Annotated in this window: 8 protein-coding genes; 3 read left to right on the forward strand and 5 right to left on the reverse strand. The window is 50.7% G+C overall.

The features are described from left to right. Window positions 1–226: 226 nt before the first annotated feature. The 3 genes from HG66A1_RS12000 to HG66A1_RS12010 all read left to right on the forward strand — a co-directional run bounded on the left by HG66A1_RS12000 (window position 227) and on the right by HG66A1_RS12010 (window position 4,855). Entirely contained in the window at window positions 227–1,255 is a 1,029-nt protein-coding gene (locus HG66A1_RS12000) for an aldose 1-epimerase family protein (protein ID WP_197997112.1), read from the forward strand. Window positions 1,256–1,711: 456 nt separating this feature from the next. Then, window positions 1,712–3,532, forward strand: a complete 1,821-nt coding sequence (gene rpsA / locus HG66A1_RS12005) for a 30S ribosomal protein S1 (RefSeq protein WP_145183858.1) — start codon at window positions 1,712–1,714, stop codon at window positions 3,530–3,532. Between the two features lie 483 nt (window positions 3,533–4,015). After that, entirely contained in the window at window positions 4,016–4,855 is an 840-nt protein-coding gene (locus tag HG66A1_RS12010; protein ID WP_145040100.1) for an RNA polymerase sigma factor RpoD/SigA, read from the forward strand. 46 nt (window positions 4,856–4,901) lie between these two features. Here the strand turns inward: HG66A1_RS12010 and HG66A1_RS12015 are convergent, their stop codons facing one another. Genes HG66A1_RS12015 through HG66A1_RS12035 form a run of 5 tightly spaced genes read right to left on the reverse strand, consistent with a single transcriptional unit; the run spans window position 4,902 to window position 15,149 of the window. Beyond that, window positions 4,902–5,957, reverse strand: a complete 1,056-nt coding sequence (locus HG66A1_RS12015) for a hypothetical protein (protein WP_145183861.1) — start codon at window positions 5,955–5,957, stop codon at window positions 4,902–4,904. Next, complete coding sequence (locus HG66A1_RS12020) at window positions 5,957–8,296, reverse strand: hypothetical protein (RefSeq protein WP_145183864.1); 2,340 nt, start codon at window positions 8,294–8,296, stop codon at window positions 5,957–5,959. The genes HG66A1_RS12015 and HG66A1_RS12020 overlap by 1 nt, the downstream gene beginning before the upstream one ends. Continuing rightward, window positions 8,293–12,090 carry a proline-rich domain-containing protein gene (locus HG66A1_RS12025; protein WP_145183867.1) on the reverse strand — a complete coding sequence of 1,266 codons (3,798 nt, stop codon included), beginning with the start codon at window positions 12,088–12,090 and terminating at the stop codon, window positions 8,293–8,295. Before HG66A1_RS12025 ends, HG66A1_RS12020 begins: the two co-directional genes overlap by 4 nt. A 2-nt stretch (window positions 12,091–12,092) precedes the next feature. Next, the gene (locus HG66A1_RS12030; RefSeq protein WP_145183870.1) at window positions 12,093–14,204 is read right to left on the reverse strand and encodes a vWA domain-containing protein; all 2,112 of its coding nucleotides are present in this window, start codon (window positions 14,202–14,204) and stop codon (window positions 12,093–12,095) included. A 27-nt stretch (window positions 14,205–14,231) separates the two neighbouring features. Continuing rightward, on the reverse strand, window positions 14,232–15,149 hold the full coding sequence (locus HG66A1_RS12035; protein ID WP_145183873.1) for a DUF58 domain-containing protein: 918 nt from the start codon (window positions 15,147–15,149) through the stop codon (window positions 14,232–14,234). Window positions 15,150–15,158 lie beyond the last annotated feature (9 nt).

The raw sequence follows: 15,158 nt of genomic DNA on the forward strand, positions 1-15,158 counted from the left end.
TCAGACTGAAATTCATTATTGCGACGGTAATGACGAAAATATCGATTTTCTGATCCCAAAGCATTGAGGCGCCCCGATGAAACCAACTCAGATTTTGTTCACTGATGTGAGTTCTCAAACCTGGATCGAGAAGGTTCTTCTGAATTCAGAGAGTCACCCTGAGTTTTCAAAGCAATCAGAATGGTCTGTCGACAAACGACCATTACATGGAGGTCCATCTGAGGGAGTGGACCTGATTGAAGTTAATAACGGGCGTTTAAAGCTCAATATCATCCCTACCAGGGGTATGGGAGTCTGGAACGGGATGTTCGATGAGCTACCTCTCGGGTGGAGTTCTCCTGTCAAAGCCCCGGTCAATCCTGCATTAGTTAACCTCTCTGAACGGGGTGGCCTGGGCTGGCTGAGTGGATTCAATGAACTGATTTGTCGATGTGGGCTGATTTCCATGGGCCCCCCTGGAACAGATGCTGGCGGCAACCCGCTTGAGTCGGAACTGACCCTGCATGGTCGCATCGCGAATACTCCTGCCCATTATGTCTCAGTCGAACTGGATCCTGCAGACGGGGGATGGATACGAATTACCGGACGCATGACAGAGGGCATGCTGTTTGGCAGCCAGTTGCAGCTGGAATCGACCCTGGAGACTCAATTGGGTTCTGAATCATTTACAATCAAAGACCGTGTTATCAATGTAGGTGCCAGTGAAGCAGAATCCGAACTGCTTTATCACATCAATGTGGGGGCGCCCTTTCTGGAAGCGGGAGCTCAGTTCGCGATCCCTTTTGAAGAAATGGCTCCACGCGATCCCCGTGCTGCAGAGGGTGTTACGGCTTACCAGACCTATCTGGGGCCGACGCCTGGTTATGCCGAGCAAGCTTACTATTTTAAACCCGTCGCCGACGAGCAGGGGCTTACCCCTGCTCTGCTGTCTGGTAGAGAGGGTGAAATAGGGTTTCTGGTGGAGTTTGTGCAGGCGAAACTACCCTGTTTTACTCTCTGGAAAAATACTCAACCCGAAGCCGCTGGCTACGTGACTGGCCTGGAGCCTGGCATCAATTACCCTAATTTCCGTGCTACAGAACGCGAACAGGGGCGGCTTAAGGTATTACAGCCCGGTGAGAGTTACGAGACAGAGTTCAAAATCTCTATTTTGAATAATTCAGATTCGGTTGATGCCATCCGCCAGAAAATCACGAAACTAAGTCAACAGAGTCCGTCTGTGGTACACGAGTCGCCACATCCCCGGTTTTCCTGACATTAAATCAGGGTGAAATTGAATTCCGGCTCAATTTTGGTGAAAAATCGAAGAAATCAGCGATTTCATCACTTTCTGCCTCCTATATGGCTGGAATTAAATGAAAACCTTCTGATATATTTGCCGGACTGATCTGCTTTGTGCCTTGATTAATGCGTTGGGCATTGACCATGAAGTCAGACAGATGGTTTTGGAGAAGTTGGTATTCACTGGAACGTTGCGGGAGATTCTCTGATCTCTTCGCTTTTTTTTTAGATTGTCGGTTCCGGTTTGAAGGCAAGTTGACAGCCCTGTAGAGGCCCGCATCTGTCAAATATGATGCGATGATGTCAATAAAGAGACGCTTTTAAGCTTGTGAAATAGAACTTTGCTCTGTTTCCGCTGACATCAGAAAACCATGACTTCCAGTCGTGATATGAATTTCGAAATCAAAAGTGTAGTTGGATTTTTTTTAGTATGGTTGATCGTAACTTAATTCGAGAGTTTGGTATTTCTGACGAAGACCTGGATGCTGCATTTGCCGAGGTCATGCCCGAAGTTGAAGCGGGTGAAGAAGGTGATGAGAATGATTGGGTGCTGGATGATGTCTACGCATCTGTTTCCATTGCCTATGATGTAAATCAGATCATCGACGGGGTGGTCTTGAGTGTCGATGGTGAAGAGGTTCTCGTTGACATCGGATTCAAGAGTGAAGGTGTCGTACATATCGACGAATGGTCCGAAGAGGAAGAACCTCCTAAGGCCGGTGATAAAGTACAGGTCCTGCTCGAAGAGGTCGAAGATGAATTCGGCCTGACCATGCTCTCCAAACGCAAAGCAGACCGGATTCGCGAATGGGAAAAGGTCATCGCAACCCACGCCGAAGGCGATGTGGTTTCTGGTACCGTGGTTCGCAAAATCAAAGGTGGTTTGCTGATCAATATCGGCGTGAACGTCTTCCTGCCAGCCAGCCAGGTCGATATTCGTCGTCCCTCTGATATCGCCAACTACATTGGTCGTACAATTGAGTGTGTGATCCTCAAAATCGACGAAGCCCGTCGTAATATTGTGGTTTCACGTCGTAAGCTCATCGAAGAAAAACGCGAGAAGCTCAAACAGGACCTGCTCAGCAAAATCGAAGAAGGTCAGATCGTCAAAGGGGTTGTCAAGAACATCGCCGACTTTGGTGCCTTCGTCGACCTCGGTGGTATCGATGGTCTGTTGCACATTACTGACATGAGCTGGGGCCGTATCAATCATCCGACTGAGATCGTTAAGATTGATGACGAAATCGAAGTCATGATCCTGAGCGTCGATCGCGACAAAGAAAAGATCGCTCTGGGCCTCAAGCAGAAATCACCGAGCCCCTGGGAACTGGTCGAATCCAAATACCCCGTGGGAACCAAGGTTACTGGCACGGTTGTCAATGTCATGTCTTACGGGGCCTTTGTGAAACTGGAAGACGGGATTGAAGGTCTGGTTCACATCAGTGAAATGTCCTGGACCAAACGCATCAACCACCCCAGCGAACTGGTCAATATCGGCGACGAAGTCGAAGTTGTGGTTCTGGGCGTCAACAAAGACAAGCAGGAAATCTCTCTGGGGATGAAGCAGACTCAGTCCAATCCCTGGGACGAAGTTACCAAGAAATACCCGGAAGGTGCCAAGGTCAAAGGGACTGTTCGCAACCTTACCAACTACGGTGCATTCATCGAACTGGAAGAAGGTGTCGACGGGCTGTTGCACGTGAGCGACATGTCGTGGACCCGTAAGATTTCACACGCCAGTGAAGTAATGAAGAAAGGCGATGAAATCGAGTGTCTGGTAATTTCTGTTGACGAAGAACGCAAGCGGATTGCCCTGGGCCTGAAGCAGCTTTCTTCGGATCCCTGGGAAACCGACATTCCTCAGAAATACCAGCCAGGTGCAATCGTGCAGGGTGTGGTTACCAAGATCACCAATTTCGGTGTCTTTGTTGAGCTGGAAGACGAACTGGAAGGCCTGCTCCATATCTCTGAACTGGCAGACCACAAGGTTGAAAATCCGGAAGACATCGTCAAAGTCGGCGAAACCCTGGATGTAAAAATCCTGCGTGTCGACACAGACGATCGTAAAATCGGCCTGAGTCGTAAACTCGAAGAACCGATTGAAGAAGAAGCTGCTGCTGGTGAAAGCAGCGAAGTTACTTCCTCTCCTCGTAAGGAACTCATGGGTGGAACTGGTGGAGATGCTCCACTGTTCACTATGCCTTCAGAGAGTGCGGAAGCTTCCAAAGAAGAAGATTCCAGCGAAGAGTAAACTTGCATAACACTTTCAGTCACTGACTGTCAGTTGCATATAGAGCGGCGATCAGAAATGATCGCCGCTTTTTTTACGTCTAGAGCGAATTCGATGTTCTACCAGATACTTAAGTCGTGTCTGTTTCTCGAGTGTTGATGCACATGGATCAAAGTTGCTGGATGCAATGTCAGTGTGGGCTATTTGTGAAAAAGTACTGTAATAGCTGTGTTTTAGCTCGCTAATCTACCCCAGTTGATATAACCGTTACAGCTTCCGTAGAACCGTGTTTTCCCGGGCTGCTTTTCGACTCCTGTTTCAGAAAAGCGATGTTGCCTGCCGATAAAAACTCTACAGGGTGTCGGTATATCTAACCGACTGACTGTGATTGAATTATCGTGTCGAGAGGAAACGAGTTCCCGCGAACGGTTGCAAATCGAATGGAAAGCCATGGATAACGAACGGCCTTTCCATTTGTCACCAGAAACAGATAACAGGTTTTCCATGCAGAAAACTGCTCGACGGCGTTCCTCTTCAGCCGTACAGAATCCATTAGAAACATATCTTAAAGAGATCAATGAAACCGCCCTGCTCTCTGCCGAAGAAGAGCGAGAGCTGTCAAATCGCATTGAACATGGTGATAAAGAGGCACGCGACCGGATGGTTCGTGCGAATCTGCGACTGGTGGTGAATATTGCTCGTGCTTATTCCGGCAAAGGCCTGCCACTCCAGGACCTGATCGAAGAGGGTAACCTGGGGCTTCTGCGGGCAGTCGAAGGCTTCGACCCGGATATGGGGACCCGTTTCAGTACCTATGCCAGTTACTGGATCAAGCAATCAATCAAACGGGCTCTGGTAAATTCTGCGAAAACGATCCGTATTCCTGCCTACATGGTCGAACTGTTGACCAAGTGGCGGCGGGCAACTGCCCAGCTTCAGGATACTTTGGACCGTACTCCGACGACTGAGGAAGTTGCGCGTGAACTGGATCTTCCTCCCAAGAAACTGAAAATCGTCAAGAAAGCAATTCAGCTTTACAATTCCTCGCCGCAGTCAGAACAACAGGACGCCGGCTGGTCGTTGGGAGAAATGATTCCCGATGACCGTCTCAAAGGGCCGGACGATGAACTGGTCGAAAATGACAACCTCAAACATGTTTTCAGGCTGTTGAAGGAAATTCCAGATCGCGAAGCCAACATCCTGCGGATGCGGTTTGGGCTCGATGGTGAGGAACCGAAGACCCTCAAAGAGATTGGGCAGGCACTGGGACTGACGCGAGAGCGAGTCCGTCAGATTGAGAGTGAAGCTCTCAAAAAACTGGCCAAGGAAATCAGTGGCGAGTAATATTGCTTACCTTGTCAAAATTGAATCTACTATGCAAACAGACCGGTTATTCGCCGGTCTGTTCTGCTTTGACAGGGACCACCAGCGGGTCATGAATGGTGGGAGTGTTACCCCGCTCCGCTTGCCGATAGATCTCAGCCAGTTGAATCATTAATGGTTCCAACTGTTGATAGTAATCGTCTTCGGATTCAAATTCTGTCTTTCGCTGTTTGAGTTCCAGAATATTGATTTCCAGTGCATCACGGCGTTGCTTTTGAGTTCCAGTGATCTGGGAAACTGGTCGCAATGCACAGACGGCAAACTGCTGAGCTCGATGTCCGTCTGGCAGGCTGGCTGTTGCTCCTGGCTCGGGGAGATGATCCAACCCCTTAAATTGATCAGCTCTTGAGCCCCGCTGATCGCCGTTATCGTCCAGCAACGCATGCTCAGTGGCCAGTTGGCCCTGCTCCAGGTAATGAGCTTCTGTCTGACGACAAGCGGCCAGATAAGCTTCCAGGAGTGAGACCTGTCCGTCATGATCCAGATCTGACTCTGGCTCGGAAGCCGCTGCGGACAAAAACTTACCGAAATGGGAAAAGTAGAACTCAAATCCATTTTTGGTAGCAGAGATTACCACACGATTCTCCCCTGAGAGTGCCTGCAGGAAAGGACCACTGGCCGAAAAACAGTTCAACACTGCGAGTGGATGTGTAATCTGATCACAACAGACTTGCAGTTGTTCCGCAGTCAGGTCGGGGCCGCGGAGATTGAAGCGAGCTGATTTCCCATCAAACGTACCATGCCCGATCAGGATCAACCAGGTTGCACTGTAGGATTCCGGGGAACGCAGGAGTTCCCGTTCGATCAGAGTTCGATCAGAATTGCGGGCATCGAGGCTTTCTCCAATCACAGTCAACTCAGCCTGTTTTCCAACCGCAAGTTGTTTCCAGTTCTCAGCCCAGTCAGCGAATTGAATGGCATATTCGTCTGTTCCTTCAGCCCCGAGCACGAGGATAAAACGTTCTGGTCTGTCAGGTGATTCTGCGGCAGCAAGGTGCACTAGCGGATTCCCACAGATCAAAGAGCACGCCGCCAGAATAATGGTCATTCTGAAACTTCGCATCAGGGTAATCCTTTCCAGCGTCTGAGAGACCATTCTCCAAAAAGACATCCCAGGACAAGCAGCAACACCCCCGGATGATGCCAGAGTGGCGTGACAGCCTCTTCCATCACCGGTAACTTACGTTGATCCAGCGAATTGACAAATTGTCGCAATTTGGCAGCGGGAACGACCTCACCTTGAGAATCATGTGCCAACTGCTCAAGTAATGCCAGATCGGGTTGGGCCGAGCGAAACTCTTTGATTTCGGGAGCATGTACCCAGCCGCTGGTGACAGTTTGAGTTTTACCATCGGGAGCAGTGACTGTGGCGGTGGCTGTAAAACCTCCTGATTGTTGTGGCAGATATAATGTCTGGTATTCTCCAGGCTGATCGGCGAGCGGTTCAGCTGTAAGCTCAAGCGTTTCTTTGTCGGGAGTTGTGATTTTTAAAGCGACCAGGTAATCACTGCGTTTCTGAAATTCGGGATCGCGGACCAGAATCTTAATTTTTGTACCCGATGAGGCATCTTCAGATTCTACAACTTGCAGCGAGACTGGTTCCAGAACGTCGGTAGTCATCCAGCGCAAAAGCTGACGCCAGGCTTTATAGAGTTGCGGATTTGGAGAATCTTCCTGGAGACGCCAGCGCCACAGATCCCCAATCATTACAGCTGTGACACGGCCCAGTCCATAACGTTGTGAAGCGATTGCGGGGGTAGAGGAGCGTGATGTGTTTTTCGCTTCGGCTGCCAGGATCGCGCCTGGTTTGGTGGTGTCTACCCGGTTAATGGTTTTGAACGCCGGCATTTCTGCCAGTCGTTTCTGTTCGTCCTGTTCCTGTTTATGGTGACGCAACCAGGGTTGCAGCCAGCCATCTCGTGTCAGTTGAAACTGGACATCGCTGGATATCTGTGGGTTGGGAGCGTGAGAAAAGTAGACTGGCAGCATTCGCTTAATGTCGGTTTTGTCATAGCCCCCCTGTTGAAATGACTCCTGGCCTCCGAGCATTACCAGCCCCCCGCCCCGTTCTGAAACAAAGCGGGTCAGCAGTTCGATCTGATCGTGAGTAAAAAAGGCTGCTTCAAGGTCATCAATGATTACGGTTTCATACTGAAACAGCTCGGCTTCGGTTTTGGGGAAACCATCCTTCAGTTCATTCGGCGTTTGTGTGTTAATCCGGACAAATACCGGTTGATCATAGCGTTCCAGATCCTTCTCGTTTTTCTCATCAAAGCCACGGTACAGGGCATTGCCCTCTTCCCCGTCTCGACTACGGAAATCAAACTTTGTTTCTTTTTGTGCAATGCGAATCAGTCCTACCAGCTGAATATGCTCATCTTCATGAATCGCACGCCGCAGGAATTTGAATTCCCAGTTTGGACGCCCCGAGACATAAAGAACGCGGTGTGCTTTCCGTCCCCTGTCGACCTTCAGTGTGCGCTGGTTATTAGCGAGCGTCAGTTCGCCCCCCTCTGGAATATTGACACTGGTTTTAATCCGATAGAAGGCAACGCCGGTCTCTTCTGGTTTGACCTGGAAGCGAATCTGGAACTGCTGCTCGGGCTGACTGACTTCGCGCGTGATAGTTTCAACGACTTTTCCAGCCGGATCTATTAGTTGGGCGGTAAGCTGTTTCTGCTGGCATTCCGTGGCGGAAAGATCGGCCAAGATGCGTATCGGAGCATCCTCGAAAGGAGAATAACTGACTGAAGTATTAGTAATTGCCAGATCGGTTGACCGAGCGACATGACCGATGGGAACCGGATAGATGGGGACACTGGTTTTCAGCTGGCTGGTATCACTGGCTGAAATTCCATCCGTCAGCACCAGGATTCCCGCGAGGGGCAGTTTCTGGTATCGCTGATTGAGTTCATTGAGGCTGGTTACCAGATTCGAAGACGTTCCCTCAAATTTCAGGTGCGTCAGGTCAGAGCGGGCATGAGCATGAGAGTCGAGCGAGTACTTGCGTACGGAAAAATTCTGTTCCAGATCGATCAGCCAGCGGGCTTGAGCTTCAGGTTGCTGTTTATTGGCTGACGCTAGTAACTGTTTCAACTGTTCGCTACGGGGTTTACCCGTTTTCGGGTCCTGAATGGCGAGGCTTTGCGAGTCATCAACCAAGACTGCGAAAAGATTCGTGCCGGGGGCCATACGTGTGCCACTCCAGAGTGGCTCCGTCAGGGTGATAGCCAGGATTGCGATCGCCAGTAGTTTCAACCCGGCAGCCCCCCCTGACAGGGCACGCTGAACTGTCAGTGAACGGTACGCGTAGACCAACAGCGCCAGTCCTGAGATGATGGCTACTGGTACAAAAAGGCTCCAGCCCGGAGCACCCAATTGAATTTCTGCCAGACTGATCATTTTCCGTTCCCTAGTTCTTCATAATAGCGTCGGACCAGGTCTGAGTACTTTTCTGGTACCGGGTCACGGTCAATCGGTGCCAGCGATGTTTGCGCACCTCGTTTACTGATTTCGTTTGACAGAATTGTTTGAATTTCAGCCAGCGGTTCCAGGATTTGTGCATTGATCAAGTCTCCCTCTGGTGCTTTGGAGTGACGTTTAAACTCTGCACGCATACTCTGTGCGCGTTCACGAATTTGAGCGACTCGACTACGTAGTTCGGAATCCCCCACCATTTCTTCCACGTCCCGCATCCGGTCTGACCATTCGCGGAACTGGTTTCCCGTCAAAGGTCCAGGGGTTGGGCTGCCGGGGCCTCCCTGGCCACCACCAAGTCCTCCCTGAGACTGTCCCCGTTGTCCCTTAAGAGATTTGGGAGCGGCTGAATTTTGCGAAGAATTGGGGGAGTTGGCTTGAGAACCGTTTCCTTTGCCTGCCTGCGCCGAGGTCAGCTGTACTTGCCCCTGCCCCTGCCCCTGACTGGCAGGCTGTCCTGATGAATTGGACTGGCTTTTTCCAGGTTGACTTTGTCCTGATTGTCCCTGCTGTGGTTGTCCAGATTGAGGCTGGCCAGACTTTGACTGTTCGGCTGAGGACGGATTTTGACCTGATTTTCCAGGCATCGGCTGATTCTGTGCCAGGCTGTTCTGGTCTTGTCTACTCTCACCCGGTTTACCTTGCCCCTGAGAACCTGCTGGATTGGGACGTTGACCTGCTTGTTGTGGAGATGGGGAACCAGGTTTTCCCGAACCAGTGCCTGGTGGTTTTTGTTGGGGAGAATTGCTTGCCAGTTGCTGTTCCTGTTGTATTTCAGAAGAGAGCGATTTGAGTGCCTGGCGAGCGCGTTTTAATGATTCCAGATCGTTGCCAAGTACGCTCTCAGCGGCGACCTGAATTCCCTGTTTCATGGTCTCGATGCCGCGTGAAGCACGTTCTTCTGCTTCACGAGCCTGATTACCATTTCCTTCTTTCAGGAAATTGGCCGCATCTTTCAATGCTTCTTCGGGGCGAAAGGGTCTCGTTTTGCGAATTGCGTCATACAGATGTCGTGAGAGCAGCGGCTCTGCCTGTTCCGATTCCTGTACAACCTGCTTCATCTGTTCCATGATTTCTTTGAGGCGGTCTTCCTGTTGTTTCAACTGATCTGCCAATTCTGAATTGCCCCGATGGCTTCTCAGGGAACGCCGTGCTCCCGGTTCCGGTTTCCGTTTCTGGTCATTAATCGCCTGATTGATAGCCTGCTGCTTCTGATCAAGCTGTTCTGCCTGCTGGTTCAGCGAACGCATGGCATCGGCGAACTGGTTGGCTGTTTTTTTGCGGAAGTCATTTTTCAACTGATTTAGTTTCTGCTGTGCCCGGGTGCCTGAGTTCAGAGCCCGGGAAACCTGCCCCTCTTTTAATGACTGGGCACTTTGTTGAAGATGCTGGCGGGTCTGTTCCAGTTCGCGACGTGATTTCATTGAATCGGGTTGTTTGGCCTGATCCATCCGCTGGGCCACTTCATCCGCCTGACGCAACAGTTCGCGTTGTCGTTCCCGCAGGCGTTTGAGCTGTCGTTCGATCTCTTCCCGTTCTACGTGTGTTTTGGCAAACCGCTGTTTATTGGCCAACTCCTTGAGCTGTTCATTCAGATCTTTCTGACGCTCAGCCAGTTCCCGCAGACGATTCAGAATTTGTAGAGATTCCCGATCTGGTTGAGCAGCAGCGGGCTGAGAAGCCTGATTTTCTGTTTCATAACGCTGTTTTTTATTGGTCAGTTCCAACTGCTGCAGTTGAGTCTGCGAACGGCTGCTGCCTCCCCCCTTGCTACCTCCGCCGTTTTTACTCTTGGAGACTTCATGCTCCCGGGCACGCAGTTTCAGCAGCATCTGATAGCTAGTCTGTTCCGCAGCCAGAGCCGTTGAAAGTGTCGATACAGACTGCGCCTCCCTGGCGGAGTCCAGGCAGGTAGCGGCCTCCTGCATGCTTTGCGAGATGGAGTCAATCAGTGCTTTTGATTTTTGGGATTTGATTTTTTCGGAAAGCTTGCGCAATTCTGCTACCAGCGACTGTTGTGCTTGCGAGAGCGTCTCGAGATCTGGGGAAAACTGTTCAGAAACGGTTGACTTGATCTCGCGGCGGATGACTTTCCAGGTTGCATTTATTATCTGTTTTTGTTGTTCTGCCAGCTTCTCGGCCTGTTGTGCGTTGCCACCACTTTTTCCTGCCTGTGAGGCGCCGCTGGGAGATCGTCCTTCCCGGAATATCTCTTCAAAGTGACGGACTTCCATGAAATACATGTCGCTGAGGACTTTGCGCGTGCGACCCTCTGCTTCGAGATCCTCAGCAAACAGGTAATAGGAAATCAGGGTGTCGGGCTGCACGTGCAGACGTTCCAGAGAGAGAGTGTGCTCAGCCGTGAAATCGACTGCTGCTTTATCGCTTTCACGGAGTACTACAGTCTGTGGTTCCTGGCCTGGAATCGAGTAAACCAGACCTACCCGTTGCAGGCCGAAGTCGTCTACTACGGTGCCTTGAACCAGTGCTTCTTCGAGTGGGGAGACACGGGTGTCGCGAGCTGGAAATGTGATTTTGATTTCAGGTGGAAGATTGGGTATCACGGCCAAGTCGATAAATGGTGGTGTGCGGTTTGAACGACCATCGCTGTCGTTCAGAAGCAGGTTCCAGGTCTGGTCCTGTTCTGCCTGCAATGTCAGACGGCCCGATAACCCATTTGAATCGATCACCATCGGTAATGAATTGCCGTTATCGGTTCTAAGTTCAGCTGTTCTCACTGGCTTATTAAAGCGGGCGTGGAATTGAATTTTAGAACCAACAATTGCACTCAGTGTGAGACTGTCTTCATTCCGCTGCGCTGGTTGACCTGTATAGTCTGGCGGTGTGATTGTGCTGTCAAGTTGAACCAGCTCGGGCAGGACATAGACTTTTACCTGTGAAACATTTGACTTCCAGTCTGCTGAGTGCACTTGATAGCTCAAATCCTCTATTAAAGAAGGAATTCGAACCGCAAAAATCGGGTCGTCCAGCTGTTTGGTCAGCGGAAGTTCTGTGGTGGTCCCACTGGCAGTTTTGAAATGCAGAATTGCAGTCTCCGGGACTTTTTCCAAGAAACGTGCAGTGATCAGCAAGGGATGTCCTTTTTCTACCTCGGTAGAACCAGGTTGAATTTCAACTTTGAATTCCTGTTGGGCCTGTTTTATGAGAGCGATGGATGATTTTTGAGGAGTGGGAGCGGCCTGGAGCAGAGTCCAGCAACTCAGGCAGCAGAGCAACCAGACAGTAAAGCAGGTTAAGTGTGTGGTGCTCTGCAGAATCAGACTGCGGTTGGAAATCGCCTGCCGCCAGTCATGGTTTGTGCCGTGTGAAATAACCTGGGCCAGCAGACGCTTCTGCAGAAATGTGGGTGACTCATTCCAGTTTTGCTTTTCCAGCTCCAGTGTTGCGAGCAGACTGGTGTCGAGATCAGGATAAGTTTCTTCGATCAGTTTTGCCACTGCATGCCGACTGGCTGGAGAGTAGCGGTTTCGCGAGCGATGTGCCAGCAAGCCGACAGCGATACAGGTTGGGACTCCCAGTAAAACTCCCAATAACAAGTACTGTTCGGCAGGAGTTGCTACGGGGGGAAGCAGGAGTACCATCAGCAGGGTCAGACCGCCTGCAACCAGCCAGAGTAGCGTCAGTCGCTTAAGCTTCAGACTGATCTGCTGGCGAAAGATGACCTGATTCAGCTGTTTTAATAGATCGGGCAGGCCCATGTTTACGCCTTTCCTGTCGCAGAAGAATTGCCGGTCAACCATCTGGCCAGCACCGTTTCCAGGCCCAGTAACGCAAGAGCCACTATGATCAACCAGCGCCAAAGCTGCTGTTTCTGTTCCAGTTCTCGTAACTGTGCCTGACGCTGAAGTTCGGAGGGAGAAGTATGCTCCTGCGATCCTGGACCAGAGTCCATAAAGTGGACTCCAAGAGCTTCCAGCTTTTCTCGCGCGAGAGGCTCGGTCTGGCTTTCGCTAATATCCAGATTTACTGCAAACTGCCTGGTCGGGGGCAGCTGGGTATCACTTTCAACCTGATACAGTCCGGGCAGAATCGTTTCTGTGAAATCCTGCTGATCGGAAGCAAGTTTGATCTGGGAGCGATCAGGCGTGCTGATCAGACGCGTCTGTTGATCTGCGGGGAGATTGACTTTCTGGCCGATTGTGAACTGCGCCGGGGTATTCTGGGCTCGGTCATTCAGAGTCAGGATTGCATTTAACATGGGGACGAATTTTGTTGATAGCGCGAACTGGCTTTCCTGAGGCGTCCAGCCAAAGCTCATTACGAGCAGTTTTCCTTTGTTTCGTGTTATTTCCAGTATCGCGGGAGCCTGATGATCGAAGCGGGCCAGTACCCGATGTGGAATCTGTTCCGGCAGTTTGAGCCCGCGATAATTCCAGAATTTCAGTCGGGTGAAGTCTGAGAATTCCGGAGCCTGAAAAATCTGAAACAGGGGATGCTCGAAATTGATATCGGTGAGTAAGGCATAAGTGTTGATTTCGGGGGAGACTGTTTCTATCAGTGCTGTAGTGTCTGCGTTATGCGTCGCCAGCTGATTCAGCGAATCAGTGGACTGATCATCGTGCAGCGTGAGAAGGACTACTCCCCCCTGCTCCAGATAACGTTGGACCTGTTCTGTTTCATCTGGTGCCAGTTGTCGACTGATCAGCATCAAATGGATCTCTGTTGCGGTGATCAGCAGTGGTGGTGAATCAGGGCCGATTGTTTGAAAATCAATGGATCGCTGGCTGGTACTGGGAAAGGCCCGTCGGGCAAAGTAATTCGCAGACTCAATCGAGTTTTCGGCAGGAGTCCCATAATGCACAATGGTCAGATTGGGCCGGGCCGGGGGCTGAAGATAAAGGTGGTTATCAAAATTCTGTTGATCGCCACTGAGCACAATTCTGGGAACAGAGGCTGGCTGTTGCCAGGCGGCCATACGGACAACTCGAGACTGGCCTCGAGGGATATAAACCTGCTGACTCTTTTCGAGTTTACCTGGCTGTACTTCATAGGCGATTGTGAATTTTTCCTTTTGAGAGTTAGCTGCATTCACAATTCGAATTGTCGGTTGAGACTCAGCATCGAGCGTGAGTAACTGCAGGCCGGCGTTATCTAAGTTGTCAGCTTCTAGCTGGTGCAACCGCACACTTAACTCCTTCGGCCAGGAAAACTCAGAGAGCGCTTCGGTTCTTGATCCTGCCTGGAAATCCGTAATCAGTTCGACTTTTGTGTGACGCAGGATGCTCCCGGTTGGATCAGAGATTGCCTGTTCCTGGAGGAGTGCCGCCAGTTCCGCCAGGGCCGTTCCCAGATCAGTTGCTTTCCAGCCGGGAGTCAATTCCTCTAATAGATTCTGGTTTCTTTCGAGTGAGCTTGCTGAACGTGTTTCTTGAGACTGTCGTAACGGTTTGACTGCTTTGAGTTGTGTGTCAAACGTATAAACTGAGATTTGATTCGGCGGCGTCTCTTTGATGATCTCATTTGCCTGGGATAATGCTTTTTCCCAGAGGGAATCCCGCTGCATACTGGCACTGGTGTCAACCAGTAGAATGGTCTGGCTCTGGGGCTGTGTTGAGGCGAGCTTCAGATCCTGGTTCTTGAAAAAAGGACGGGCGAATGCGGCGACGAGGAGAATCACGGCCAAAGCGCGTAATGAGAGTAACAGCCAGTGCTCGATTTTATTTTTGCGATTAGTCTGGGGGGGCTTGTGTTCCAGAAAGCGGAGAGAGCTGAAATAGAGGACGTTCTTAGGCTGATGACGGACCAGATGCAGCAGAATCGGCAGTCCGACGGCGATGATACCAACTAAATAAAGTGGGGTTAAAAAACTCAACTCAGGTCCTCTAATTAGATAGCACTGTCAGGCAGCGCGATCGGTAAGGAATTCAGAAAGCCCCTGCTCAAGGGGCATATCTGTGGTTAACTGATGGTAATGAACTCCCTGTTTGCGGCAGAACGACTGAATCGCCGCCTGATGTTCCTGTAACTGTTGCTGATAATTATCCCGGGCTGCTTTGGGATTGAGGGCGATACGCTCACCAGTTTCCAGATCTTCGAAGATTGCCGTTTCGTGGAAATTAAGGTGAATTTCTGCTGGGTCCAGAATCTGGAATAATGCGACTTCGTGTCCTTGTGCGCGAAGATAACCGAGGTGGGTATTTAATTCATCCAGGGGGCTCAGCAGATCGGATATCAGGACTACGAGCCCTCGTTTTTTGATGGTTTCTACTGCATGTTTCAGGGGATAGATCAGATTGGTATGTGAACCTTGCGGGGGACGTTCCAGTTCGATCAAGATTCGTCTGAGCTGCCCTCGCGTAAAGCGGGCGGGAATGATCGTTTCCACCTGCTCGTCAAAAATGATCAGTCCGGTGGCATCGCGCTGCTGGGCCAGGAAATAGGCAAATGTTGCAACCAGGGTTTTGGCATATTCGGCTTTGGTATAGCCCAGGCTCTGAAACTGCATCGAGGTACTGAGGTCGAGCAACATATGGCAGCAGAGGTTTGTCTCCTCCTCAAATCGTTTAATGTAGTGTTCGTTGGAGCGGGCTGCCAGTTTCCAGTCGATATGGCGCGGGTCATCTCCGGGCGTATATTCACGGTATTCGGTGAATTCAACGGAGAACCCGTGGTAGGGGCTGCGATGCAGTCCTTTCCAGGTTCCTTCAACAACGGTTTTCGCGCGTAATTCGAGAGATTTGATCCGCATCAGACAGGCAGGGTCAATGCGTTGAGACATCAGTCTCTGGTTACGGCGGGCTGTGGTATTTGTGTTCATGCAGCTTCA

The organism is Gimesia chilikensis (assembly GCF_007744075.1).
Classification (GTDB): domain Bacteria; phylum Planctomycetota; class Planctomycetia; order Planctomycetales; family Planctomycetaceae; genus Gimesia; species Gimesia chilikensis_A.